Here is a 24,905-nt window from a genome sequence, read left to right on the forward strand (position 1 = left end):
CGTGGCGGGGGTGATCGCCTCGCCGCGTGCTGCGCGGGGTTCGGTGTGGGGGGCGGCACCCGTGGGCTCCGCCGAGCGGGGGCCGGCCCCTGCCGACGGGCCGCTCCCTGCGGGGGGTGCGGGCGCCGGGGACGGTGACAACGGCGGCGGCGACGTCGGGCGGGCCCACGGGTCCCCGTCCGGCGAGGCGTCCCCGGCGGGGTGCGCCGGAAGCGGCGGCGTCGCGCCCGCCCATGGGGTCCCCACGGGCGACGGCCCGGGCGGCCCGGCCCACGGGGCGCCCGCCGTGGGGGTCCCGGCCGGTGGGTTCTCCACCTGGGGGTTCTCCGCCTGCGGAGTACCCCCGGACGGCAGAGTCCCCGCTGCCGTCACCCCGGCCGCCGGAATCCCGACCGACGGGGGGCTGGCCGACGGGGTGCCGGTCGACGGAGTCCCGGTCGACGGGATGCCGTCACCTGGGGTGCCTGCCAATAGGGTGCCGGCGGACGAGACCTCCGCCTCCGGAGTCCCGGCCGACGAGCTCCGGGCCTGCGGGGCTCCCGCCGACGGCGCCCCGGCCTGCGAGGTTCCTGCGGATGGTTCCAGTCCGGACGGATCCCCGACTGGTGCGGTAACAGCTCCCTGGGTCCCGGCGGATGAGGCCCCGGTAGGCAAGGCCCCCGCATGTGAAGGTCCGGCCGACGGGGCCCCGGCAGTCGGGAACTCAGCCCGAGGAGGTCCGGCCGGATGGGATGCGGCCTGCGGGGACCCGGTGGACAGGACCCCGGCGGACCGCGTCCCTGCGTCCGGGGTTGTGATCTGTGGGGTCCCCGCCAGGGGCGGCTCGACCGGCTGGGGGCCTGCCAATGGGGCCCCCTCAGACGATGATTCGGCCCGGATCCCGGCCTGCTGGGGTTCGGCGGACAGGCTCCCGGCCGATGGCGCCCCTGCCGTGGGGGGCGCGACCTGTGGGGTCCCCCCGATCGGGGGCTCGGGCCGCTGGGAGGCAGCCTGTGGGGTGGATGCGGTCGGCTGGGGCCAGGCGTTGAGGGACGGGGCGGCCGCGGGGGTGAGCGGGGGGCGCTCGTGCGGGGCCCCAGGGCCTGGCAGAGCCTCCTCGCGCGAAGCCCGGGCGGTGTCCGTCGGTCCGGCTCCCTCCGTGTGGGTTCGTGCCGTGGCCGGGGCATGCGACGGACCAGGTTCCCTGGAACGGAGCGGAGCCGGCTCCGAAGCCCGGACCACCTCGTGGGGCGGGGCGGGCATCGGGTCCGGAGCGTCCGATCGCAGCGGGGCGGACCCGGGGTCCGGAACCTCCAAGTGCAGCGGGACGGACGCCCAGACCAGGTCCTCCGGCTGGAGCGGGCCGGACACCGGGACCGAAGCCTCCGCGTGCAGCGGCGCGGGCCCCCGGACCGGTACGTCCGAGTACGACGGGGAGCGCGTCGGCACGGGGTCCTCTGCCTGAGCCGGGGTGCGCGTCGGGACCCGGGGCTCCGCGGGGAGCAGGGTGGACACCGGGACGGGGGCCTCTGGGTGGAGCGGGATTCGCGTCGAGCCCGGGGACTCCGGGTGGAGCGGCCCGGACCCCGGGACCCGGACGTCCGAGTACAACGAGGCGCGCATAGGCGCCGGGGACTCTGCCTGAGCCGGGGTCGACGTCGGGACCCGGGACTCTGCGGAGAGCGGGGTCGACATCGGGGCCGGGGACTCGGCGCGGAGCGGGGTCGACGTCGGGCCCAGGGCCTCCGAAGGGAGCGGGGTCCGCGCCGGGGTCGGGGACTCTGCGGAAAGCGGGGTCGACATCGGGGTCGGGGCCTCGGCGCGGAGCGGGGTCGACGTCGGGCCCAGGGCCTCCGAGTGGAGCGGGGTGCGCATCGGGGCCGGGGACTCCGAATGGAGCCGGGTCGACGTCGGGCCCAGGGGCTCCGAGTGGAGCGGGGTCCGCACCGGGGTCGGGGGCTCCGCGGGGAGCCGGGGCCTCGTCGGGGGCGGGGTTGTCGGCTGGGGCGGGGATTCGGGGTGAGGGGGGTGGGGGGTGGGGAGGGAGGGGGACGGGTCGGGCATCGGGGTCCTTCGCGTGCGGGTCAGTGGGGCCGGCGGGCCGCGGCGGGGACGGCGTCGGCCAGGCGGTCCAGGACGGCCGTCGCCTGTTCGTCGGTCAGGGTCAGCGGGGGCAGCAGGCGGACGACGCTGGAGTGGCGGCCGCCGAGTTCGACGATCAGGCCGCGGTCCAGGCACGCCTGGCGGACGGCGGCGGCGAGGTCGGGGGCGGCGGCTCCCGTTTCGGGGTCGACGAGTTCGACGCCGATCATCAGCCCGCGTCCCCGGACGTCCCCGACGCACGGCTGGTCGTCGGCGAGGCCGCGCAGCGCGGTCAGCATCCGTGCGCCCAGGACGGCCGCGCGTTCGGCGAGGCCGTTGCGGCGGACGTGGGCCAGGGTGGCGGTGCCCGCGGCCATGGCCAGCTGGTTGCCCCGGAAGGTGCCGGCGTGGGCGCCGGGCGCCCAGACGTCCAGTTCGGCCCGGTAGACGATGACGGCGAGCGGCAGGCTCCCGCCGATGGCCTTGGACAGGACCATCACGTCGGGGACCACTCCGGCGTGGTCGACGCCCCAGTAGGCGCCGGTGCGGCCCACCCCGGTCTGGACCTCGTCGGCGATCAGCGGGATGCCCCGGGCCGCGGTGATCTCCCGCATCCGGCGCAGCCAGGCGTCCGGGGCCGGGTGGACCCCGCCCTCCCCCTGGACGGGCTCGACGATCATGCCGGCGGGGGCGGGAACCCCGCCCTTGGGGTCGTCGAGGAGGTACTCGGTCCAGTGGGCGGCGATCCGTTCGCCCTCGGGGCCGCCGACGCCGAAGGGGCAGCGGTGGTCCTGCGGGAACGGCAGCCGGGTCACCCGTACGTCGGTGGCGTGCCCGGAGGCGTCCAGGGATCCGGCGGTCATGCCGTGGTAGGCCCCGGTGAAGGCGAGCAGCCCGGTGCGGCCGGTGGCGGCGCGGACGAGTTTCAGCGCCGCTTCCACGGCGTCGGTCCCGGCGGGGCCGCAGAACTGGATGCGGGCGTCGGCGGCCAGCCCGGCCGGCAGGTTCGCGAAGAGCTCGGTGGTGAAGGCGTCCTTGACCGGGGTCGCCAGGTCGAGGACGTGCAGCGGTGCCCCGGAGTCGAGGACGCCGCGGATGGCTTCGAGGACCACGGGGTGGTTGTGCCCGAGGGCGAGGGTGCCCGCGCCGGAGAGGCAGTCGAGGTAGCGCCGCCCGTCGGCGCCCTCGATGGTGAGTCCGCGGGCGCGCACCGGGACGATGGGCAGGGAGCGCGCGTACGTACGGGCGGCGGATTCCCTGAGGGCTTGTCTGCGGAGGATGCCTTCCGCGACGACGGGGCCCCTGCTTCCCTGGGTCGGCACGGGGGCCGCTGCTGCGGCCGGCTCGGTCAAGGCCACGACTGTCGGTCCTCCCGCACGGTTTCCCTTCCGGATTGCGTCTCGAACATGAACGCTGTCGCACCATCCCCCGTACGTACCAACGACGGTGGGGGCGACGGATCACGGGTGGACGGAAGATCCTTGGCCGCGATCGGACAAGTCCGGGACGGTGGACGGGCGGGAGTGAGGAAGGAAGGAGGAAGGAGGAAAGGGGCCAGCAAAAGAGGGGAGGGAGGGAGAACCCGGGCGAAACCCGGACGGGAGACGGCGGAAGCGCGGGCGTGAGGCGGGCGGGCGCCCGGCGGCAGGGAGGAACCGCGGACCCGGCAACGGCCGTCCCTAGGGGCGGCGGCATAGTGGGGGGCTGCACGGCACCCGTTCGACTCCGCTTCAACACCTCGAAACTCCAGGGGGACTGACGACATGCGACCGAACCGACCGGTCACCGCGATCCTGTGCGCGGCCGCGCTCGCGCTGACCGCCGCGGCCTGCGGACCCGGTGACGGTGAGGCCGGCGGCGACGCCAAGCCGACCGTCGCCGGGAACCTTCCGTCCGGCGCCACGGACGGGATCAAGATCCCGGACGAGCTCAAGGACAAGCTCAAGGAGCACGGCTTCGACCTGGAGAAGTGGAAGGGGGGTGAGTGGAAGAACTGGAAGAAGGAGGACTGGCTCCGCGAGGCGGGCGACTACATCAACCCGATCATCGAGGGGCTGTGGGACCCGGACCGGATGCGTGACGCGGAGCAGCCGCAGCGTCCCGCCGTGGATCCGGACGCCGGCAAGGACCAGGGCGTCACGGACCCGACCCCGGCGCCGGTGACGGCCAAGCCGGCGGCGGTGCCGTACCACTCGACCGTTCCGGCGTCGGGGAAGGTCTTCTTCGACGGACCCGAGGGTTCGATGGTGTGCTCGGCGACCGTGGTGAAGGACCCCGCCCACCCGGGCAAGTCCAACATGGTCTGGACCGCGGGCCACTGTGTGCACGCGGGTAAGGCCGGCGGCTGGTACCGCAACATCGCCTTCGTGCCGTCGTACAACAACGCGGGCAAGCCGGCGGCCGAGCTCAAGGGCGCGCCGCGCGAGCAGGTGGCTCCGTACGGCGTGTGGTGGAGCGACTGGGCGCAGACCTCGGACCAGTGGATCGCGACGGGCGGTCCGACGGGCGGTGCGGGTGCCCCGTACGACTTCGCGGTGCTGCACGTGACGCCGGAGAAGGGCGGCGGCAAGTCGCTGGAGGAGACGGTCGGTACGGCGCTGCCGGTGGAGTTCGCGGCTCCCGCGGTGCCGAAGGTCGCGAGCATCACGGCGACGGGTTACCCGGCGGCGGCTCCGTTCGACGGGCAGAAGGCGTTCCAGTGCGCGGACAAGCCGGGGCGTCTGTCGCTGAAGGCGGCGGACCCGGTGATGTACCGGATCGGCTGCACGATGACGGGTGGTTCCTCGGGCGGTGGCTGGATCGCCGCGGGCAGCGACGGCAAGCCTGCGCTGGTGTCGAACACGTCGATCGGTCCGGCCAAGGCCGGCTGGCTGGCGGGTCCGCGGCTGGGACCTGAGGCCAAGGGGATCTTCGACGCGGTGAGCGGCAAGTTCAAGTAGGACGGCCTCAAGCAGGACGGCCTCAAGCAGGGCGGCTGCAGGTAGGCCGGCTTCAAAGCAGGACGGCCTCAAGCAGGACGTGCGGCAAAGCAGGACGGCCGGGCCGGGCGCCGGAGCGCGCGGCCCGGCCGGACGGAGCCGCCGTACGGACGGCGGACACGACGGAGGGCCCCCGCGGGAGCGGGGGCCCTCCGTCGTGCGTGCGCTCCGTTACCGCTTGGCGGGAACGTACGGCGCCAGGTCGGCGGCCAGTTCCTGGTGGACGCGGGCCTTGAGCAGGGTGCCCTCCGGGGTGTGCTCCTCGGAGATGACCTCGCCCTCGGCGTGCGCCTTGGCGATGAGCGAGCCGCGGGTGTACGGCACCAGGGCCTCGATCTCGACCTCGGGCCGGGGCAGCTCGGCGTCGATGAGCGCGAGGAGTTCCTCGATGCCCATCCCGGTGCGGGCCGAGACGGCGATGGAGTGCCGCTCGATGCGCAGCAGGCGCTGCAGGACGAGCGGGTCGGCCGCGTCCGCCTTGTTGATCACGACGATCTCGGGCACGTTGACGGCGCCGACCTCGCGGATGACCTCGCGGACCGCCGCCAGCTGCTCCTCCGGCGCCGGGTGCGAGCCGTCCACGATGTGCAGGATGAGGTCGGAGTCGCCGACCTCCTCCATCGTGGAGCGGAACGCCTCGACGAGGTGGTGGGGCAGGTGCCGGACGAAGCCGACCGTGTCGGCCAGGGTGTAGACCCGGCCGGACGGGGTTTCGGCGCGGCGGACGGTCGGGTCGAGGGTGGCGAACAGTGCGTTCTCCACCAGTACGCCCGCGCCGGTGAGGCGGTTGAGGAGCGAGGACTTGCCGGCGTTGGTGTAGCCGGCGATGGCGACCGAGGGCACCTTGTTGCGGCGTCGTTCCTGCCGCTGGATGTCGCGGCCGGTCTTCATCTCGGCGAGTTCCCGGCGCATCTTCGCCATCTTCTCGCGGATGCGGCGCCGGTCCGTTTCGATCTTGGTTTCACCGGGGCCTCGGGTGGCCATGCCGCCACCGCCGCCGCCACCCATCTGGCGGGACAGCGACTGACCCCAGCCGCGCAGTCGCGGCAGCATGTACTGCATCTGCGCGAGTGCGACCTGCGCCTTGCCCTCTCGGGACTTGGCGTGCTGGGCGAAGATGTCGAGGATCAGAGCGGTACGGTCGACGACCTTGACCTTGACGACGTCTTCGAGGGCGATGAGCTGGCCGGGGCTGAGCTCGCCGTCGCAGACGACGGTGTCGGCCCCGCTCTCCAGCACGATGTCGCGCAGTTCGCGGGCCTTGCCGGAACCGATGAAGGTGGCCGGGTCGGGCTTGTCGCGGCGCTGCATCACGCCGTCGAGCACGAGGGCGCCCGCCGTCTCGGCGAGGGCGGCGAGCTCCGCGAGGGAGTTCTCCGCGTCCTGCACCGTGCCGGAGGTCCAGACACCGACGAGGACCACGCGCTCCAGGCGGAGCTGGCGGTACTCGACCTCGGTGACGTCCTCGAGTTCGGTGGAGAGTCCGGCCACGCGGCGCAGGGCCGCGCGCTCGGAGCGGTCGAGCTGGTCGCCGTCCCGCTCTCCGTCGATCTCGTGGCTCCAGGCGACGTCCTCTTCCATCAGGGCATCGGCCCGAAGGCTCTCGGTGAAGCTCTGCGGGTCCCGCACGTTCTGCGCGTCCCGCGGGTCCTGGGAAGGGGAAGAAGAGGAGGTCATTGGATCCTTACGTCGATTCGAATGCGTCGCGCCGGCTGCGGCCGGAGCCGGTTGCCGGGGCCTGTCCGGCGAAGCCCGGCCCGGTTATGGCCAAAGGTACCGCCGCGCGTGACATCACACTGTCACGTGCAACGCGTCACCCCGTCCGGTGATTCCCCGGGAGGGGGTTCCCTGACGGCCTCGTCGATGGTGACATGCCCGTTCCTCGCCCGTCATACCGTTTTCCCGCCGGCCGATGCCGGGCCGCTCCATTCCGGGTGCCCCGGCATGGGCGGGGTCTTCGCCCCGTAGAGCCACGGCTCCAGGAAGGCCCCGAGGTCCCGTCCGGCTTCCTGCGAGGCCAGGCGTACGAAGTCCGCCGTGCCCGCCACCCCGTCCTTGTGCTCGGCGACCCAGCGGCGCTCGACGCGGTCGAAGGCCGCCGTGCCGATCTCCTGCCGCAGCGCGTAGAGGATCAGCGCGGCGCCGTCGTAGACCACCGGGCGGAACAGTCCGATCTTCTCGCCGGGCCCGGAGGCCTTCGGTGCGGCCGGGGGGCCGCCCGCCGCCCGCCACTGGTCGGAGCGCTGGTACGCCTCGCGCATGCGCCGCTCCAGGGAGTACTTGCCCAGCCCGTCCGCGTACAGGGCCTCGTACCAGGTCGCGTGGCCCTCGTTGAGCCACAGGTCGGACCAGGTGCGCGGGCTCACGCTGTCGCCGAACCACTGGTGGGCGAGCTCGTGGACCATGACGGCCTCGACGTACCACTCGGGGTAGCCCGCCCCCGTGAAGAGCCCGTGCTCGAAGAGGGAGAGGGTCTGCGTCTCCAGCTCGAAGCCGGTGGTGGCCCGGGCGATCAGCACCCCGTAGTTCTCGAAGGGGTAGCGGCCGACCCGCTCCTCCATCCACGCGACGTGCCCGGGGGTCTTCTTCAGCCAGGGCTCCAGCTTCTCCCGGTCGACGGCGGGCACCACGTCGCGCAGCGGCAGCCCGTGCGGACCGGTGCGGTGGACGACGGCGGACCGGCCGACGGACACCTGGGCCAGTTCGGTGGCCATCGGGTGCAGGGTCCGGTACGTCCACTGCGTGGCACCTCCGGCCCGGGCAGTGGGGAGGGCTCCCGGAACCCCGTTGGCGACGGCCGTGAGGCCGGCCGGGGCGGTGATCCGGAACGTGAACCAGGCCTTGTCGGCGGGGTGGTCGTTGCAGGGGAAGACGCGGTGGGCGGCGTCGGCCTGGTTGGCCATGGCCAGGCCGTCCTCGGTGGGGACCCAGCCGCCGTCGGCGCGCCCGCGCGGGTCGCTGGTGTGCCGGACGGTGATGCGCAGCGGAACGCTCGCCGCGACCGCGTGCGCGGGCGTCAGTACGAGGTCCTCCCCGACGCTCTCGAACCGCGCCGGTTCCCCGTTGACCTCGGCGGACGCCACCGTGCCGTGGGTGAAGTCGAGGTTGATCCGCTCCAGCGGCTCCAGGCTGCGGGCTTCGATGACGGTGACCGCGTCCAGGGGGCTGCGATTGTCCTTGTACGTGAAGGACAGGTCGTAGGAGAGGACGTCGTACCCGGGGTTGCCGAGCTCCGGGAACAGCCGGTCGCCGATGCCCAGCGGCTTCGGCGGGGGCAGCACGGCGGCGACGAGGGTGAGGGAGGCCGCGGCGAGCAGGGCGGCGCGCAGGCGCGGGGAGGTGAGCTGCATCCACCACCGCTTACCAGCGGCTGGCGCGGGCCCGCGCGCGACGCGCGACGCGACCACCCGAACGAGGCTCTCCGGCCACGGACCGGCCTATGCGCGCCCCCACCGCGCTCCCCCTGCGCCCCCGCTCCCCCACGGCCCCGGCCCCGACCCCGGCCCGTCCGGCCGCCCGACCGGCAAGGCCCCCTACGCGCGGCGCACGTCGTAGACGCCCGGTACGTCGCGCATGGCGCGCATCAGGGCGGGCAGTCCCGCCGCGTCGGGCAGTTGCAGCGTGTACGTGTGGCGGACCCGCTGTTCGACGGGCGGTTCCACGGTCGCGGAGACCACCTCGACGCCCTCGCGGGCGATCGCCTCGGTGAGGTCGGCCAGCAGGTGCGGGCGGCCGAACGATTCGGCGCGGAGCGTGACGCGGCAGTCCGCCGTGGCCCGCCAGTGCACGGCGACGGACGTTCGGCCCACGGACCGCATCTGGTCCACGGCCGGGCACTGGACGCGGTGCACGGTGACGGCCCCGCCGCGTACGAGGAACCCGGCGACGGCGTCCGGCGGTACCGGGGTGCAGCAGCCGGCGAGGCGCACGGTGGCGTCGGGCAGGTCGGCGACGGCGTTGCCCCCGCCGCCGCGCGCCCCGATCACGGAGAGCGGTGCGCGGGGGGCGGCGGTGGCGGGGCCGGCCCCGTCCGGGTGGGACTGGAGCCAGCTGCTGATGGCGATCCGGGCGGCGGGGGTCTTGGCGTGGTCCAGCCAGTCGGCGGCGGGCCCGGAGGAGGCGTCCTGGGCGAGCAGCAGCTGGACGGTGTCCCCGTCGGAGAGGGGGGAGGACAGGGAGGTGAGGCGCCCGTTGACGCGGGCGCCGATACAGCCGTGGGCCGCCTCGCCGTGCTGGGCGTAGGCGGCGTCGATACAGCTGGCCCCTGCGGGCAGGCTGATGGTGCCGGAGGCGCTGCCGTCCTCGCGGAAGACGGTGATCTCGCGGTCCTGGGCGAGTTCGGCGCGCAGGACGGTCCAGAACGTGTCGGGGTCGGGCGCGGACTGCTGCCAGTCGAGCAGCCGGGACAGCCAGCCGGGCCGGGTGGGGTCGACGCGTTCCTCGTCGCAGTCGGCGGGCTCTCCGGTGGCGTAGGGATTGCCGAGGGCGACCACGCCGGCTTCGGCGACGCGGTGCATCTGCCGGGTGCGGACGATGACTTCGGCGACGTAGCCCTCGGGGACGGCGACGGCGGTGTGCAGGGACTGGTAGAGGTTGAACTTCGGTACGGCCACGAAGTCCTTGAACTCCGAGACGACGGGCGTGAAGCAGGTGTGGAGTTCCCCCAGCACGGCGTAGCAGTCGGCGTTCTCGGCGACGAGGACGAGGATGCGGCCGAAGTCGGAGCCGCGCAGTTCGCCGCGTCCCCGCGCGATCCGGTGGACGGAGACGAAGTGCCGCGGCCGGACGAGCACCTCGGCGGTGATGCCGGCCTCGCGCAGGACGGCGCGTACGGAGTCCGCGATGGCGGGGAGCGGGTCGGCCTCGCCGGCGTGGGCGGCGATGAGGGAGCGCGTGTGCTCGTACTCCTCGGGGTGCAGGATCGCGAAGACGAGGTCTTCCAGTTCGGTCTTCAGGGCCTGGACGCCGAGCCGTTCGGCGAGGGGGATCAGGACGTCGCGGGTCACCTTCGCGATGCGTTCCTGTTTCTCGGGGCGCATCACGCCGAGGGTGCGCATGTTGTGCAGCCGGTCGGCGAGTTTGATGGACATGACGCGGACGTCGTTGCCGGTGGCGACGAGCATCTTGCGGAAGGTCTCGGGTTCGGCGGCGGCGCCGTAGTCGATCTTCTCGACCTTGGTGACGCCGTCGACGATGAAGCAGACCTCGTCGCCGAACTCCTCGCGGACCTGATCGAGGGTCACGTCCGTGTCCTCGACGGTGTCGTGGAGGAGGGAGGCCGTCAAGGTCGTCGTCTCGGCGCCGAGTTCGGCGAGGATGAGGGTGACGGCGAGCGGATGTGTGATGTACGGCTCACCGCTCTTGCGCATCTGACCGCGGTGGGAGGTCTCCGCGAGCAGGTAGGCCCGCCGCAGAACGGACAGATCGGCGTCCGGATGGTGGGCGCGGTGGGCTTCTGCTACGTGTCCGATCGCGTCCGGGAGCCGGTCGCGGGACGTGGGACCGAGCAGGGCCGCCCGGCCGAGCCGCCGCAGATCGAGCCGCGTCCGGCCCCGTCTGCGCAGCTCAGGACGCACTTCGGCATGTGCTTCGGGGTTCGTGGCCTCTGCACTCATGGGCACCTCCGGCGGCTTCGACCGGCGGTGGCGGGCATGGGGTGAGCCCTCAGGGCCGGTGCCTGATGTTACCGACCCCACCACGTGGCGCAGTCCACCTCTCGCTCAGCGTGAAACGGATCACCCATGCGAGGGAATCTTCAGGCGAAAGCCGTTTCGCTGAGCCAGGTGGGTTCGAACTCGCCGGAGGCGACGATGACGGCGGGTCCGGTCATGTCGATCCGCCCGTCGGGGTGCTCGGTGATGACGAGGGTGCCGCCGGGCAGGTCGACGGTGTAGCCGACCGGTTCGCCGGTGAGGGCGGGGTCGGCGCCGTCGCGCCGGATGGCGGCCACGGCGACGGCGCAGGCACCGGTGCCGCAGGAGCGGGTCTCGCCGGAGCCGCGCTCGTGGACGCGCATGGCCACGTGGCGGGGGCCGCGGTCGACGACGAACTCGACGTTGACCCCGGTGGGGTACGCGTCGGCGGGGCTGAAGGGCGGGGCCGTGTACAGGGTCCCGGCGTCGTCGAGACTGTCGACGAAGGCCACGGCGTGCGGGTTGCCCATGTTCACGTTCCGCGCGGGCCAGGAGCGGTCGCCGACCGAGACGGTGACCTCGCCCTCGGGGAGGGTCGCGCGGCCCATGGAGACGGTGACGTCGCCGGTCTTGTCGAGGTGGACCTGCTTGACGCCGCCACGGGTGGCGACGGCGAGGTCGCCGGGCTCGACGTGGCCGGCGTGGTGCAGGTAGCGGGCGAAGACGCGTACGCCGTTGCCGCACATCTCGGCGACCGAGCCGTCGCTGTTGCGGTAGTCCATGAACCACTCGGCCTCGTCGGCCAGGTGCGCGGCGTCGGGGTGGGCGGCGGACCGCACCACGTGGAGCACACCGTCGGCCCCGATGCCGGCCCGGCGGTCGCACAGGGCGACGACGGCGGATGCGGGCAGCTCGATGGCGTTGTCCGGGTCCGGGACGATCACGAAGTCGTTCTCGGTGCCGTGACCCTTGAGGAAGGAGAGGGTGGTGTGCGTCACCGGGCCATCGTACCGAGGCGGCGGCGCAGGCGTCGGGCGGGATCAGCGCGGCGTCAGCCCGTACGACACGAGCTGGTGCCGTGACCGGAAAGGTCCACCGGGTCGCGACGCCCGGCACGGCACTAGCGGAGCCGGGCCACCCGGTACACGGCGAGTGCCACGACGGCCAGCGCGACCAGCGCGTACAGCGCGGCCATCCGCCAGTCGGGGCGGCGGCCGCTCCCGCGCGGCGGGAGCCCGGGCCAGGAGTAGCCCACGCGGCGGGCGGCCATCATGCCCCAGCCGCCGGCGCAGCAGCAGATGAGGAAGCCGAGCATGGCGACCACGGCTCCGCCGTCGCCGAACTCGAAGGCGAGGGGGAAGGCGAACATCAGGGACCCGGAGGCGGCCAGGATCACGATGGGGGCGATCTGCCAGATCCGCAGGCGCCGCTGCGGGCGCAGCTCGACCTCGAACTCGGGGGCGGAGGCGGCCTCCGCACCGGGCTCCGGGGCGTCGGGGCCGTCGGTGGTCAGCCGTGCGGGGTCGGCGGGCAGGCCGAGCCCGTCGGGGGTGTCCGGTCCGCCCGGCGCGTCCGGACCGGGGCTGTCGCCGGTCCGCCCGGGCCCGCTGTGAAGCATCGGGTCCGCTTCCCGCCTGATGTCGTCCCGCCCGGTGTCACGAGGGCCGGCCTCCATAGCCACGCGCCCTCCCCACTCGGACTTCGTACGTCGCTGTTCAGAAGTTTGATGATGGCACGGTCCCGGGCCCCGGACGGGCTCGCGGGGCGTCCCGATGCCATCACGTGATCAGGCTGTGACCGCTCGTTCGACCAACGACTGCGCGAGTCCGGGGAGTTCCCGGCGGTCCGCGGCGGCGCCGCTGAGCCAGTGCACGCGGGGGTCGCGGCGGAACCACGAGTCCTGGCGGCGGGCGAAGCGCTTGGTGGCCCGTACGGTCTCGGCGCGGGCCTCGTCCTCGGTGCACCCTCCCGCGAGGGCGGTGAGGACCTGTTGGTAGCCCAGCGCGCGGGAAGCGGTGATTCCGTCACGCAGGCCGCGGGCCTCCAGGGTGCGGACCTCGTCGACCAGGCCCGCCTCCCACATCCGGTCGACGCGCAGCGCGATGCGCTCGTCGAGTTCCGGGCGGGCGACGTCCACGCCGATCTGCACGGTGTCGTAGACCGAGTCGTGGCCGGGCAGGTTCGCGGTGAAGGGCCGGCCGGTGATCTCGATGACCTCCAGGGCCCGGACGATCCGGCGGCCGTTGCTGGGCAGGATCGCGTGGGCGGCGGCCGGGTCCAGCGCGGCGAGGCGGGCGTGGAGGGCTCCGGGGCCGCGGAGGGTCGCCTCCTCCTCCAGCCGGGCCCGGACCTCGGGGTCGGTGCCCGGGAACTCCATGGCGTCGAGGGCGCCGCGCACGTACAGCCCGGAGCCGCCGACGAGGACGGGGGTGCGGCCCTCGGCGAGCAGGGCGTCGATCGCGGCGCGGGCGAGGCGCTGGTACTCGGCGACGCTGGCGGTCTCCGTGACGTCCCAGATGTCGAGGAGGTGGTGCGGGACGCCGCCGCGTTCCTCGGTCGTCAGCTTGGCGGTGCCGATGTCCATCCCCCGGTACAGCTGCATGGAGTCGGCGTTGACGACTTCGCCGTCGAAATGGCGGGCCAGGGCGACGCCCAGGTCGGACTTTCCGGCCGCGGTGGGACCGACGACGGCGATGACCCGCGGGGCGGGGGCTGCTTTCCTCACCGACACAGTCTCGCAGCCCCCGGTCAAGGCACGGCCATGTACCCGATCGAGTTACGTGACGGGCCGCCGGCGGGGTCGTTGCCCCCCAAGAGGTTCCGGCCCGGCGCACGCCTTGTGTGCGCCGGGTGGAGGCCGGTTCGGCCGGGGCGGAACTTCACTCCCACGAGTAACGTTATAGGAGCAGACATGGGCGTTTTCAGCCGGTTTTTTGGCCGTAAGGACGAGGTAGCGACCGAGACGGTCGCGGCCGAGGCCGAGACGGCGGAGACGCCGGCGGCTGAGACCGAGCCGGCCGGACGGGCCGCGGAGGCCGAGCCGGCGGCCGGGGCTCCGGCGGCGGAAGCCGTGGAGATCCCGAAGCAGCAGTCGGTGGAGGCGGCCGCGGACAGCGAGGCCGGCGAGGGCGCCCGTACGTAACCGCTCACCACTGGAAGGTGGCCCATGGGCCTGCTCGACAACCTCAAGGCCAAGCTCGCTCCGGCGAAGGACAAGGTCGGCGACCTCGCGCAGCAGCACGAGGGCAGGATCGGCGAGGGTCTGGACAAGGTGGCGAAGGCCGTCGACTCCAAGACCAAGGGCAAGTACAGCGGCCAGATCACGAGCGGCACGGGCAAGGCGAAGGACGCGCTGGGCAAGATCGCGCACAAGGACGCTCCCGGCGGGCCGACGCCGCCGGCGGCTTCCTGACGCGGTCGCGGAAGGGGCGCGGGACCGGGACGGTCCCGCGCCCCTTCCGCGTGCCGGTCGGCGCTCCGGGTCAGGACCAGGCGGCGACGAAGTAGCCGACCCCGTACGGGGCGTCCTCGTAGAGCAGGCGGCCGTCGAGGCCCGCGGTTTCGGCGGCGCCCGCGAGGACCTGCCAGGGGGCCCGGCCGGCGGCCTGGAGCTCGTGGGCGAGCCCGGCGTCGAGGGCGGAGAGGGCGGCGGTGTCGGCGGCGCCGAGGGCCCGGGCGGCGGCCGCGTCGAAGGCGGCGGCGCGCTCGTCGAGGTAGCCGGGGGCCTTCAGGGTCCGGCAGGCGCTGCCGTCCCCCATGACGAGCAGCGCGACGCGTCCGTCCCGTGCGGCGAGTTCCCGCCCGGCTTCCAGGCAGTGCTCCGGTTCCAGCAGTCCGGCGACGCCCAGCCCCTCCACGGGGGCGGCGCCCCAGCGGGCGTGCCCGAGCAGCCAGGCGCCCACGGTGAGGGAGGGCGGCAGCAGGCGGGGACCCTCGTCGCCTTCTCCGAGCGTGACGTCGGCCGCGACGCCGAAGCCGCGGAAGGTGCCCCGGGAGCCCTGGGGGTAGGGCCCGAGGTGGTCCTGGTCGGCGGCCCCGACGACGACCAGGAGGTCGGGCCGGGAGGCGGCGAGCACGGCCAGCGCGTCCGAGCAGGCGGTACGGGCCCCGCCCAGTTCGGCGGCGGCCCCCGCGGCGACCTCCGGCACGAGGAGCGGCGGGGCGGGGCAGACGGCGGCGGCTACGAGCATGATCCGCAGCCTAGGCCATCCCCTCCGGATCCCGCCGGTGAAGCCCCGACCGCCGGCACTGGGTCGTCTGACGGTCAGTCGATCGCGCAGCCCGAGGTGGCGACGGGCAGCGGGGCCGGGACTCCGAGGGTCGGGATGCCCAGCATCACGCCGGCCGGCCGGTCCGGGGCCGCGTTGCGCTTCTCCCAGGCGTCGCCGGCGCGGGTGCGGCGCACGGCGCGGGTCGGGCCCTCGGCCAGGAGGTGGTGCGGGGCGGCGTAGGTGACGTCCACGGTCACCACGTCGCCGGGACGGACGTCCTCGTCCGGCTTCGTGAAGTGCACGAGGCGGTTGTCGGGGGCGCGGCCGGACAGGCGGTGCGTGGCACCGTCCTTGCGGCCCTCGCCCTCGGCGACCATGACCTCCAGGGTGCGGCCGACCTGCTTCTTGTTCTCCTCCCAGGAGATCTCCTCCTGGAGGGCGACCAGACGCATGTAGCGCTCCTGGACGACCTCCTTGGGGATCTGCCCGTCCATGTCGGCCGCGGGGGTGCCGGGGCGCTTTGAGTACTGGAAGGTGAAGGCGTTCGCGAAGCGGGCCTCGCGGACGGTGTGCATCGTCTGCTGGAAGTCCTCCTCCGTCTCACCGGGGAAGCCCACGATGATGTCGGTGGAGATCGCGGCGTGCGGGATCGCGGCGCGGACCTTCTCGATGATGCCGAGGAAACGCTCCTGCCGGTACGACCGGCGCATCGCCTTGAGGATCGGGTCGGAACCGGACTGCAGGGGCATGTGCAGCTGCGGCATCACGTTCGGGGTCTCGGCCATGGCCGCGATCACGTCGTCGGTGAAGTCGCGCGGGTGCGGGGAGGTGAAGCGGACCCGCTCCAGGCCCTCGATCTGCCCGCAGGCGCGCAGCAGCTTGCTGAAGGCCTCGCGGTCGCCCAGGTCGGAGCCGTAGGCGTTGACGTTCTGGCCGAGCAGGGTGATCTCGGAGACGCCCTCGGCGACGAGCGCCTCGACCTCGGCGAGGATGTCGCCGGGACGGCGGTCCTCCTCCTTGCCGCGCAGCGCCGGGACGATGCAGAAGGTGCAGGTGTTGTTGCAGCCGACGGAGATCGACACCCAGGCGGCGTACGCGGACTCGCGGCGGGTCGGGAGCGTGGAGGGGAAGGCCTCCAGCGACTCGGCGATCTCGATCTGCGCCTCCTCCTGGACGCGGGCGCGCTCCAGGAGGACGGGCAGCTTGCCGATGTTGTGCGTACCGAAGACGACGTCGACCCAGGGGGCCCTCTTGACGATCGTGTCGCGGTCCTTCTGCGCGAGGCAGCCGCCGACGGCGATCTGCATGCCGGGGCGCTTCGTCTTCATCGGGGCGAGCCGGCCGAGGTTGCCGTACAGCTTGTTGTCGGCGTTCTCCCGGACCGCGCAGGTGTTGAAGACGACCACGTCGGCGTCGCCGTCGCAGCCCTCGGGCGCCCGCGTGTAGCCGGCGCCCTCCAGCAGACCGGAAAGCCGCTCGGAGTCGTGCACGTTCATCTGGCACCCGTAGGTGCGTACCTCGTACGTCTTCAAAACAGCAGCCTCGCCCTCGACACTCACCCCACAAGGGTAAGGGTTGGTCCCGGGCCCCGGGCGCGGTCTCGGTCGCCGTCCCCGCGGGGCACCGGGGGCGGGCGGCTCCGCCGTGACAGGACGGCGGCCGGGTGGCAGGATCGCCGGCATGCCCCTCCTCCCGACCCGTCCCGGCCGGCGCCGCGCCCTACAGGGCCTGGTGGCGGTACTGGCCGTGCTCGGGGCGCTGCTGTGGTGGCTGCGGCCCTTCGGCGATTCGGAACTGAAGGGGGACCTCACCTTCAGCTCGGGCGTCCGTAGCGGCGTCTACCACCGCTACGGCCAGCTGCTGGAGCAGGCCCTCGCGCAGAACATGCCCGGGGTGCGGGTCCGGCTGGAGACCAGTGAGGGCTCGCAGCAGAACCTGAGCCGGGTGGCTTCGGGCCAGGCCGACTTCACGGTGGCGACGGCGGACGCGGTGTCCAAGTACCGCCTCGACGGGAAGCCGGGCGCGGAGCGGCTGCGCGGCTGCGCACGGCTCTACGACGACTACGTGCAGCTGGTGGTGCCCGCCGGGTCCTCGGTGCAGTCGGCCCGTGACCTGCGGGGCAAGCGGGTGGCGATCGGCCAGGACGGCTCCGGGGTGCGGTTGATCTCGGAGCGGCTGCTGACCGCGGCCAAGCTGAACCCGGCGCGGGACATCACCCCGGTCGCCATAGGGATCGACACCATGCCGGCGGAGCTGGAGGCGGGCCGGATCGACGCCTTCTTCTGGTCGGGCGGGCTGCCGACGACCGCGGTGCGGGAGCTGTCGGAGCGGTTCGAGATCCGGCTGGTGCAGCTCGGCGACCTGGTGGAGCAGCTCCAGGCCGGCGGGAGCCCGGCGCGGTACTACCGGGCGGCGGTGATGCCGCAGGACGCGTACGCGCGGGCCCGCAACACGTCGGCGGTGGCGACGGTGGCCGTGCCGAACCTGCTGGTGACCCGGGAGGACACCAGCGCGCAGCTGACGGAGCAGTTCACGCGGACGGTGATCCTCAGCCGAGACCGGATCGGGCACCAGGTGCACGCCGCCCAGCTGGTGGACCTGCGGACGGCGATCTACACGGACCCGCTGGACCTGCACGAGGGGGCCCGCCGGTACTACCGGTCGGTGAAGCCGTAGCCCGTCGGGTGACCGTCAGGCGGCGGGCAGCATCATCGCCGCCGCGGCCGCGCCGATCAGGCCCGCGTGGGTGCCGAGGGTGGCCGGGACGACCTGGAGGCCCGCCACGAAGCCCAGGGTCGCGTACGAGGCCAGGTGGCGGCGGACCGGCGCGAAGAGGGTGTCCCCGGCGGCGGCGACCCCGCCCCCGATGACGGCGATGTCGGTCTCGACGAGCGTGGCGGTGGCCGCGATGGCGGCGGCGAGGGCCCGGCCGGCGCGGTCGAAGGCGGCCAGCGCGACGGGGTCGCCCGCCGCGGCGGAGGCCGCGACCCCGGCGGCGGTCGGGTCGGGGCCGGTCCAGCCCTGGGCGAGGGCCCAGCGGGCGATGGCGGTGCCCGAGGCGAGGGATTCGACGCAGCCGTGACCGCCGCAGACGCAGCGCTCTCCGTCGAAGGCGACGCTGATGTGGCCGATGTGGCCCGCGTTGCCGGTGGGGCCGGGGTGGAGCTGGTTGTTCAGGACCAGGCCGCCGCCCACGCCGGTCGAGACGACCATGCACAGGGCGTTCGCGTGCCCCCGGGCCGCGCCCAGCCAGTGCTCCGCCGCCGTCATGGCCACGCCGTCGCCGGCCAGGACGGTCGGGACGCGGGCCCCGCGCGCCTCCAGCTCGGCGGCGACGCGGGCCTGCACGGGGAAGTCCCGCCAGGCGCCGATGTTGACCGGGCTCACGGTGCCCCGGGAGGTGTCCACGGGCCCCGCGCTGCCGATGCCGCAGCGGACGGCCTGCGGCCACAGGGGGGCTGCGGACAGTTCGGCGATGACCTCCGCGACCGCCGCCATCACCGCCTCGGCTTCCCCGCCGCGCGGGGTCGGGCGTCGGGTGGCCGCCGTCATGGTGCCGTCGGGCTGGACCAGCGCGCCGGCGATCTTGGTGCCGCCGATGTCGATCGCCACGCTCGGACCGGTGGCCGCGGCGGCCGCGCGGGGCGCGGGGAAGGCAGAGGTGGGAGTGGTCACGGCGGCGCTCCTGGAAGGGGTCGGTTCTCAGTATGCGGCCGTGGGCGGGGCCGTACTCTCGCGGGGTTCGAGCCGGGGCAGCTCGCTCTCCCGGGCCCGGGGGGCGGCTCCGGCGAGGACGGCGAGGAGTTCCTCGGCGGCCAGCCGGCCGAATCCGGCGGTGTCGCGGACGAGCGCGGTGAGCCGGGGGTGGGTGACCCGGCACAGGGCGGAGTCGTCCCAGGCGACGATGGAGAGCCGGCCGGGCACGGCGATGCCGAGCTCGGCGGCGACGGCGCTGCCGGCCACCGCCATCACGTCGTTGTCGTAGACGAGCGCCGTCGGCGGCTCCGGCTGGGCGAGGACCCGGCGGGTGGCGGCCGCGCCCTCGGTGTCGGAGTAGTCGGTGGTCACCGAGCTCACCCGGCCCTCCTCGAAGCCGAGGCGCTGGGCCTCGGCGTCCAGGGAGGCGATGCGGCGGGCGGTGTGGGCGAGTCCGGGCAGGCCGGCGACGTGGGTGATCCGGCGGTGGCCCAGGGCGTGCAGGTGGTCCAGGACCTCGGCCATGGCCCGGGCGTCGTCGGCCCAGACGGAGGAGGGGCCGGGCTCCCCACTGCCGCCGATCATGACGGCGGGCAGGCCGAGCGAGGCGAGGAGTTCCGGGCGCGGGTCGCGCGTACGGGGGTCGACGACGAGGACCCCGTCGACGCGCCGCTCCGCCCACCAGCGGCGGTAGACGGCGCATTCGGCGTCGATGTCCTCCACCACCTGGAAGAGCAGGGCGGTGCGGTCGGCCGCGAGCACCTCCTGGATGCCGGAGACGAGTTGAAGGAAGAACGACTCGACGCCGAGGGTGTGCGCGGGGCGGGCCAGGACCAGTCCGACGGCTCCGGAGCGTTCCCCGGACAGGGCGCGGGCGGCGCTGTTGGGCTGCCAGCCGAGTTCCTCGGCGACCTGCCGGACCCGGGCGCGCGTGCTGTCGGACACCCCGGGCCGGTCGTTGAGCGCGAAGGAGACGGCGCTCTCCGACACCCCGGCGCGGCGGGCGATGTCCTTGATGGTGGGTCTGCGGGCCATGCCTGCCTCATCCCTCGGTGACGTGGACTGCGATGGGCGGACCGTACGCGATCCCGCCCCGGCGGGCCGCCCTCCAGGTGCCGCCGACGAGGGCGCGCGGTTCGGCGCGGCCCTGCGACCGGGGTGACCGAAATTCCGCTGTCCATTTCGCCCTGCTTTCCGGGATGACATCCGGCCTCCGGCCTGATCGACACGGCCAACTAAACCGCATTAGCGCGATCACCGTCGAGGCGTGCAGCCCGCCTGTCAACGGGACTGAAGCGCATAAGTGCCGCAGCCGGAGAATCCGTGTGGATGAATATGGAGGCCCTGTTGACTTTCCCCCGTCCGGGCGGCAGCTTGTGGCATCCGGTGAATTCCCCTGAACTCCAGGACGTTTCATGCCGCACGCCCCGCGCACGCTCCGCTTCGGCGCGAATTACACCCCGACCCGGGGGTGGTTCCACCACTGGCTGGACTTCGACCTCGACGAGGTCAGAGCCGATCTCGACTCGGTCGCCGGGCTCGGCCTGGACCACGTCCGGGTGTTCCCGCTGTGGCCGCTGTTCCAGCCGAACCGCACCCTGATCCGGCCGCGCGCCGTCGAGCAGCTGGTCGCGCTCGCCGACGCCGCGGCCGAGCGCGGGCTCGACGTCGCCGTGGACGGGCTCCAGGGGCACCTGTCGAGCTTCGACTTCCTGCCCGCCTGGACGGGGACCTGGCACCGGCGCAACCTCTTCGGGGATCCGGACGTGATGGCCGGGCAGGCGGAGTACCTGCGCACACTGGCCGCCGCCCTCGCCGGCCGGCCGAACTTCCTCGGCATGACGGTCGGCAACGAGGTCAACCAGTTCGCCGGGGAGCCGCACCCCGACCCCGACCGCATCACCGCCGCCGGGGCGCAGCGCTGGCTGGAGCGGATGCTGGCCGCCTGCGAGGAGGGCGCCCCGGGCGGGTTCCACCTGCACGCCGAGTACGACGCCGCCTGGTACCAGGACGGGCACCCCTTCACCCCCGCCCAGGCGGCCCGCCTCGGCCGGGCCACCGCCGTGCACTCGTGGGTGTTCAACGGCACCGCGCAGCGCCACGGCCCCACCGGGACGGCGACCGAGCACCACGCCGCCTACCTGATCGAGCTGTCCAAGGCGTGGGCGCTGGACCCGCACCGCCCGGTGTGGCTCCAGGAGGTCGGTGCGCCCGCCCCGCTGATCCGGCCCGAGGACGCCGCCCGCTTCGCCGAGGCCACCGTGGCGAACGCCCTGGACTGCCCGGACCTGTGGGGGGTGACCTGGTGGTGCTCGCACGACGTGTCCCGGGACCTCGCGGACTTCCCGGAACTGGAGTACGGGCTCGGCCTGCTCACCAACGACCGCCGGACCAAGCCCGCCGGCGCCGCCGTCGCCCGGATCGCCGAGCGGTGGCGGGGCCGTGAGCACCGCCCGGCGCCCCGGTCCACGGCCCTCGTCCTGGACGCCGGCGGGGTGCCGGACGCCCCGCGGCGTTCGGTGTGCGCCCCGGGCGGCGCGTTCTTCGAGGCCTGGGCCGCGCTGACGGCCCAGGGGGTGCGCCCCACGGCCGTCCTGGCGGAACGCGCCGGGGATCCGGCCCACCTGTCCGCGCGCGGCATCACCGAGGTGCTGCGCGTGCCCGACGTCACCTGACCGCCCCACGTGAGGAGACCCGCATGTCCGAGACCGCCCCGGACGCAGCGTCCCGTACGTCCCCGGCATCCGGCGGGGGCCCGCCCGGCGGCACCGCTCCGGGCACCCCCGCACCGGGCACCGCCGGGCGGCCGGCCCGGCGTACGGTGCTGGCCGCCGGGGCCGGCGCCGCCGTGCTGCTAACCGCGCCCGGCCCGGCGCGGGCGGCCCCTCCGGCCCCGACGCAGGCCCCGACCCCCATTCCCGCGCCCCCGCCCGGGGGCCTGGCCCCGTACGCCTCCTACTGGTTCCCCGACTCCCTGCCCCCGGGCGAGCCCGGCGCCGGGATCGTGTGGCGCTCGCTGAAGGCGTGGACCCCGGAGTCCGACCCCGACCTGGCCCACAACGCGGCGACCGTCCCGCTGGCCCCGCGCTTCACCCCCGTGCCCCCGCACCGTGACGCCCGCGCGGGCCAGGCCCGCATCGCCTCGCTGGTCTCGTTCGGGCCCACGGCGGGGAACCCCTCCCAGGGGTCGGCGACCGCCGACTCGTACGCCCTCACGCACTGGGCGTACATCGACGAGCTGGTCTTCTGGGGCGGCTCCGCCGGCGAGGGCATCGTCCTCGCGCCGAACGCGCCGGTGACCGACGCCGCCCACCGCAACGGCGTCCGGGTCCTCGGCAACGTGTTCCTGCCGCCCGTCGCCTACGGCGGCGACCTGCGGTGGACGCGCGACCTGGTCCAGCGCGACCCCCTCGGCCGTTTCCCGCTGGCGGAGAAACTCGTCCAAGTCGCCCTGACCCACGGGTTCGACGGCTGGTTCGTCAACGCCGAGACCGACGGCGGCGACAGCGCGCTGGCGTCCCGGACGCGGGAGTTCCTGCGCGCCCTGCGGGCGGCGGGCGCACCGCACGGACTGCGCATCACCTGGTACGACGCCATGAACATCACCGGGAGCGTCGGCTGGCAGGGCGCCCTCAACGCGCTCAACCAGGAGTTCTTCGAGGACCGGGCGGGGAAGGTCGCGGACACCCTGTTCGTGGACTTCCGCTGGACGCAGGAGACCCTCGCCGCCTCCGGGGCCCTCGCCGACCGGCTGGGCCGCTCCCGCCACGAACTGTGGGCGGCCGTGGACGTGGAGTCCAACGGCCGCCACTCACAGGTCCGTTGGGACGCGATCATCCCGCGCGACCGCGACCACGTCGTCAGTTACGGCTTCTACCGGCCCGAGTGGACCCGCAACCACCTCACCGACCGCTCCCCCGGCGCCTTCCACCTCTCCGACGACCTGTTCTGGACCGGCGAGTCCCTCGACCCGGCCAGACCCGCCCCCGGATCCGGCTGGCGGGCCCCCGCCACGGCCGTCGCCGACCGGTCCACCGTCACCGGGCTGCCCTTCGCCTGCTCCTTCAACACCGGGCACGGGCTGCGCTGGTACGAGGACGGCGAGGTGTCCGGCGAGACCCCGTGGAGCCACCTCGCCCTCCAGGACCGGCTGCCGGGCCGCCGCTGGGTGGTGGACACCGCCGGCGAACGCCCCACCGTCGCGCTGGACTTCGCGGACGCCTGGCGCGGCGGCTCCAGCCTCCTCGTGTCGGGCCGGCTCACCGCCCCCGCCGCCGTAGGGCTGCACGTGACCCGGCTCCCGCTGACCCGCACCACCGTCGCCGAGCTGGTCCACCGCACCGGGGCCGGCCCGGTCTCCGTCGAGGTCGGGGTCGCCACGCGCGAGCCGGCCGCTCCCGGCGCCCCCGTCCCGTACACGTGGCTGCGCGCGGCGGCGCCGGCCGCCGGCCGGGGCTGGCGGACCACCCGCGTCCCCCTCGCGGCGCTGGCCGGGAGTACCGCGTACGCCCTGGCCGTACGGATCACCCCGGGCGGGAAGGAGCCGGTGTCCTGGCGGCTCGGGGCCATGTCGGTACGCGACACCGCCCGCACCCGGCGCCCGGCCCCGCCCGCCCACCTGAAGGTGACGGCCTCGGTCCGCCGGGGTGACGAGGCCGAGCTGCGCCTGGCGTGGGACCGGGCAGCCGGGCCGGTCCGCCACTACGAGCTCCACCGCCTCCTCCCCGACGGCACCCGCCGCTTCCTCGGCGGCACCTGCGCCGCCGCCCTCCACGTCCCCCGGGTCACCCGCGCCGGGCGGGAGCGGGCGGCGGTCTTCGAGCTGCGGTCGGTCGGGGAGACGTACACGGCCTCGGCGCCCGCCCGCACGGAGCTCGCCTGGTAGGGCGCCGCGGGAGGGGTCAGGGGTTGTGCGGGTCGGTGCGCGGCACGGCGACCGTGACGCGCAGCCCGTGCGGCGGGTTCGTCTCGTAGGAGAGGGTCCCGCCGCCCCCGGCGAGCAGGGCGCGGGAGATGGACAGGCCGAGCCCGGAGCCCTTGACGTTCTGGTGGCGGCCGCTGCGCCAGAAGCGGTCGCCGACGCGCAGCAGCTCCTCGTCGGTCAGGCCGGGCCCCCGGTCGGCGACGACGACGAGCGCGCTGCGCCCGGCGGCGGAGACGGAGACCTCGACCTCTTCCCCGTCCGGGGTGAACTTCAGGGCGTTGTCGATGACGGCGTCGAGCGCGCTGGACAGGGCGATGGGGTCGGCCCAGCCGGTGACGGCGGACCGGCCCGTCTCGGTGAGCCGTACGCCCTTCTCCTCGGCGTAGGGCCGCCAGGCGGCGACCCGCTCGGCGGTGAGCGCCCCGATGTCGGTGAGGCTGATCTCGGCGGAGGCGTGTTCGGCCAGCGCCAGGTCCAGCAGGTCGTCGAGGACCTGGGTCAGGCGTTTGCCCTCGGTGCGCACGGAGGCGATCTCCTCGTTGCCCTCGGGCAGTTCGAGGGCGAGGAGCTCGATGCGCAGGAGCAGCGCGGCGAGGGGGTTGCGCAGCTGGTGGGAGGCGTCGGCGACGAACGCCCGCTGCTGCTCCAGTACCTCTTCCACGTTGTCGGCCATCTCGTTGAACGAGCGGGCGAGGCGCTGGAGTTCCGGGGGGCCGCCGGCGGCCGCGACGCGGGAGTTCATCCGGCCGGTGGCGATGCCGTGCGCGGCGGCGTCCAGGGTCCGCACGGGCTTGAGGACCCAGCTGGTGAGCCGCAGGGCCGCGCCGAAGGCGAGCAGCATGGCGGCGGCGAGACCGGCCGCGATGTACAGCCAGCCCCGCAGGATCCGGCCGCGCATCTGTTCGGTGGGCGATTCGGTGACGACGACGGCGACCACGTCCCCGTCGAGGACGACCGGGGAGGCGACGAGCAGTTTGCCCTTGGTCTGCCAGGGCCACACCTGCGGCGGATCGTGGCTGCGCCGGCCGGCGAGCGCCTCTTCGAAGGCCTGGCGGCCCTCGCGGGTGTCGGGGAGCTCCCACCAGCCGGGGGCGCGGGCCATGGCGTTGTCGTCGCGGCTGAAGATGCCCACGCGGATGCCGTAGAGCTCCTGGTAGCGGGCGAGTTCCTGCTGGAGGGTCTCGCGGCGTTCGTCCGCGCCGGTGGAGCCGGAGCCCTCGGCGTCGATGACGAACTGGGCGAGGGCGGCGAAGCGGGCGCTGTCGTCGATGCGGTCGACGATCACGTTCTGCTGCTGCCCGGCGGCCAGGCTCACGGCGAGGGGGAAACCGAGCGCGAGCAGTACGCCCGCCATGAGGACGACGAGGAGCGGGAGCAGGCGGGTGCGCACGGCGGGACCCCC

The 24,905-nt window shown here is 74.3% G+C and carries 18 protein-coding genes; 6 read left to right on the forward strand and 12 right to left on the reverse strand.

The window, feature by feature from the left end:
* Window positions 1–2,063 precede the first annotated feature (2,063 nt).
* On the reverse strand, window positions 2,064–3,419 hold the full coding sequence (locus AC07B0_RS30595; protein WP_478899383.1) for a diaminobutyrate--2-oxoglutarate transaminase family protein: 1,356 nt from the start codon (window positions 3,417–3,419) through the stop codon (window positions 2,064–2,066).
* 405 nt (window positions 3,420–3,824) lie between these two features.
* Here AC07B0_RS30595 and AC07B0_RS30600 point away from each other — a divergent pair, with 405 nt between their 5' ends.
* On the forward strand, window positions 3,825–5,000 hold the full coding sequence (locus AC07B0_RS30600) for a trypsin-like serine peptidase (RefSeq protein WP_356874252.1): 1,176 nt from the start codon (window positions 3,825–3,827) through the stop codon (window positions 4,998–5,000).
* 210 nt (window positions 5,001–5,210) lie between these two features.
* On the opposite strand, the gene hflX is transcribed toward AC07B0_RS30600, so the two are convergent.
* The 6 genes from hflX to miaA form a co-directional block, all read right to left on the reverse strand.
* Window positions 5,211–6,716 (reverse strand): GTPase HflX, encoded by a 1,506-nt coding sequence (hflX, locus tag AC07B0_RS30605; RefSeq protein ID WP_356874250.1) that lies wholly within the window; start codon window positions 6,714–6,716, stop codon window positions 5,211–5,213.
* A gap of 212 nt (window positions 6,717–6,928) precedes the next feature.
* Window positions 6,929–8,389 (reverse strand): M1 family metallopeptidase, encoded by a 1,461-nt coding sequence (locus AC07B0_RS30610; protein ID WP_478899384.1) that lies wholly within the window; start codon window positions 8,387–8,389, stop codon window positions 6,929–6,931.
* A 183-nt stretch (window positions 8,390–8,572) separates the two neighbouring features.
* Window positions 8,573–10,654: a RelA/SpoT family protein gene (locus AC07B0_RS30615; RefSeq protein ID WP_356874246.1), complete on the reverse strand. Its 2,082-nt coding sequence runs from the start codon at window positions 10,652–10,654 to the stop codon at window positions 8,573–8,575.
* Between the two features lie 140 nt (window positions 10,655–10,794).
* Window positions 10,795–11,670 carry a diaminopimelate epimerase gene (dapF, locus tag AC07B0_RS30620; protein WP_356874244.1) on the reverse strand — a complete coding sequence of 292 codons (876 nt, stop codon included), beginning with the start codon at window positions 11,668–11,670 and terminating at the stop codon, window positions 10,795–10,797.
* A gap of 122 nt (window positions 11,671–11,792) precedes the next feature.
* A complete protein-coding gene (locus tag AC07B0_RS30625) occupies window positions 11,793–12,347 on the reverse strand; it encodes a hypothetical protein (RefSeq protein ID WP_478899401.1) in 555 nt (184 codons plus the stop codon).
* Between the two features lie 111 nt (window positions 12,348–12,458).
* The gene (gene miaA, locus AC07B0_RS30630) at window positions 12,459–13,397 is read right to left on the reverse strand and encodes a tRNA (adenosine(37)-N6)-dimethylallyltransferase MiaA (RefSeq protein WP_356874240.1); all 939 of its coding nucleotides are present in this window, start codon (window positions 13,395–13,397) and stop codon (window positions 12,459–12,461) included.
* 186 nt (window positions 13,398–13,583) lie between these two features.
* Between miaA and AC07B0_RS30635 the strand changes: the two genes are divergently transcribed.
* Both AC07B0_RS30635 and AC07B0_RS30640 read left to right on the forward strand, forming a co-directional pair.
* Complete coding sequence (locus tag AC07B0_RS30635) at window positions 13,584–13,814, forward strand: hypothetical protein (protein ID WP_478899385.1); 231 nt, start codon at window positions 13,584–13,586, stop codon at window positions 13,812–13,814.
* A 24-nt stretch (window positions 13,815–13,838) separates the two neighbouring features.
* Window positions 13,839–14,084 carry an antitoxin gene (locus AC07B0_RS30640; RefSeq protein ID WP_356874236.1) on the forward strand — a complete coding sequence of 82 codons (246 nt, stop codon included), beginning with the start codon at window positions 13,839–13,841 and terminating at the stop codon, window positions 14,082–14,084.
* A 70-nt stretch (window positions 14,085–14,154) separates the two neighbouring features.
* Here the strand turns inward: AC07B0_RS30640 and AC07B0_RS30645 are convergent, their stop codons facing one another.
* Together AC07B0_RS30645 and miaB are read right to left on the reverse strand one after the other, a co-directional pair.
* Window positions 14,155–14,862 (reverse strand): class III extradiol dioxygenase subunit B-like domain-containing protein, encoded by a 708-nt coding sequence (locus AC07B0_RS30645; protein WP_478899386.1) that lies wholly within the window; start codon window positions 14,860–14,862, stop codon window positions 14,155–14,157.
* Window positions 14,863–14,936: 74 nt separating this feature from the next.
* Window positions 14,937–16,442, reverse strand: coding sequence for a tRNA (N6-isopentenyl adenosine(37)-C2)-methylthiotransferase MiaB (gene miaB / locus AC07B0_RS30650; RefSeq protein ID WP_356874232.1), 1,506 nt, complete (start codon window positions 16,440–16,442; stop codon window positions 14,937–14,939).
* Between the two features lie 121 nt (window positions 16,443–16,563).
* Between miaB and AC07B0_RS30655 the strand changes: the two genes are divergently transcribed.
* Window positions 16,564–17,559, forward strand: a complete 996-nt coding sequence (locus AC07B0_RS30655) for a TAXI family TRAP transporter solute-binding subunit (protein ID WP_469381025.1) — start codon at window positions 16,564–16,566, stop codon at window positions 17,557–17,559.
* Window positions 17,560–17,574: 15 nt separating this feature from the next.
* Here AC07B0_RS30655 and AC07B0_RS30660 read toward each other — a convergent pair whose 3' ends face one another.
* Together AC07B0_RS30660 and AC07B0_RS30665 are read right to left on the reverse strand one after the other, a co-directional pair.
* Entirely contained in the window at window positions 17,575–18,558 is a 984-nt protein-coding gene (locus tag AC07B0_RS30660) for an ROK family protein (RefSeq protein WP_478899387.1), read from the reverse strand.
* Window positions 18,559–18,585: 27 nt separating this feature from the next.
* Window positions 18,586–19,614, reverse strand: coding sequence for a LacI family DNA-binding transcriptional regulator (locus AC07B0_RS30665; protein WP_478899388.1), 1,029 nt, complete (start codon window positions 19,612–19,614; stop codon window positions 18,586–18,588).
* Between the two features lie 380 nt (window positions 19,615–19,994).
* On the opposite strand from AC07B0_RS30665, the gene AC07B0_RS30670 reads away from it, so the two are divergent.
* Both AC07B0_RS30670 and AC07B0_RS30675 read left to right on the forward strand, forming a co-directional pair.
* On the forward strand, window positions 19,995–21,254 hold the full coding sequence (locus tag AC07B0_RS30670) for a glycoside hydrolase 5 family protein (RefSeq protein WP_478899390.1): 1,260 nt from the start codon (window positions 19,995–19,997) through the stop codon (window positions 21,252–21,254).
* Window positions 21,255–21,277: 23 nt separating this feature from the next.
* Window positions 21,278–23,464 (forward strand): endo-beta-N-acetylglucosaminidase, encoded by a 2,187-nt coding sequence (locus AC07B0_RS30675; RefSeq protein WP_478899391.1) that lies wholly within the window; start codon window positions 21,278–21,280, stop codon window positions 23,462–23,464.
* A gap of 16 nt (window positions 23,465–23,480) precedes the next feature.
* Here AC07B0_RS30675 and AC07B0_RS30680 read toward each other — a convergent pair whose 3' ends face one another.
* Window positions 23,481–24,893: a sensor histidine kinase gene (locus AC07B0_RS30680; protein WP_478899393.1), complete on the reverse strand. Its 1,413-nt coding sequence runs from the start codon at window positions 24,891–24,893 to the stop codon at window positions 23,481–23,483.
* Window positions 24,894–24,905: the final 12 nt, after the last annotated feature.

The sequence above is a fragment of the Streptomyces sp. NPDC044704 genome (assembly GCF_056433525.1).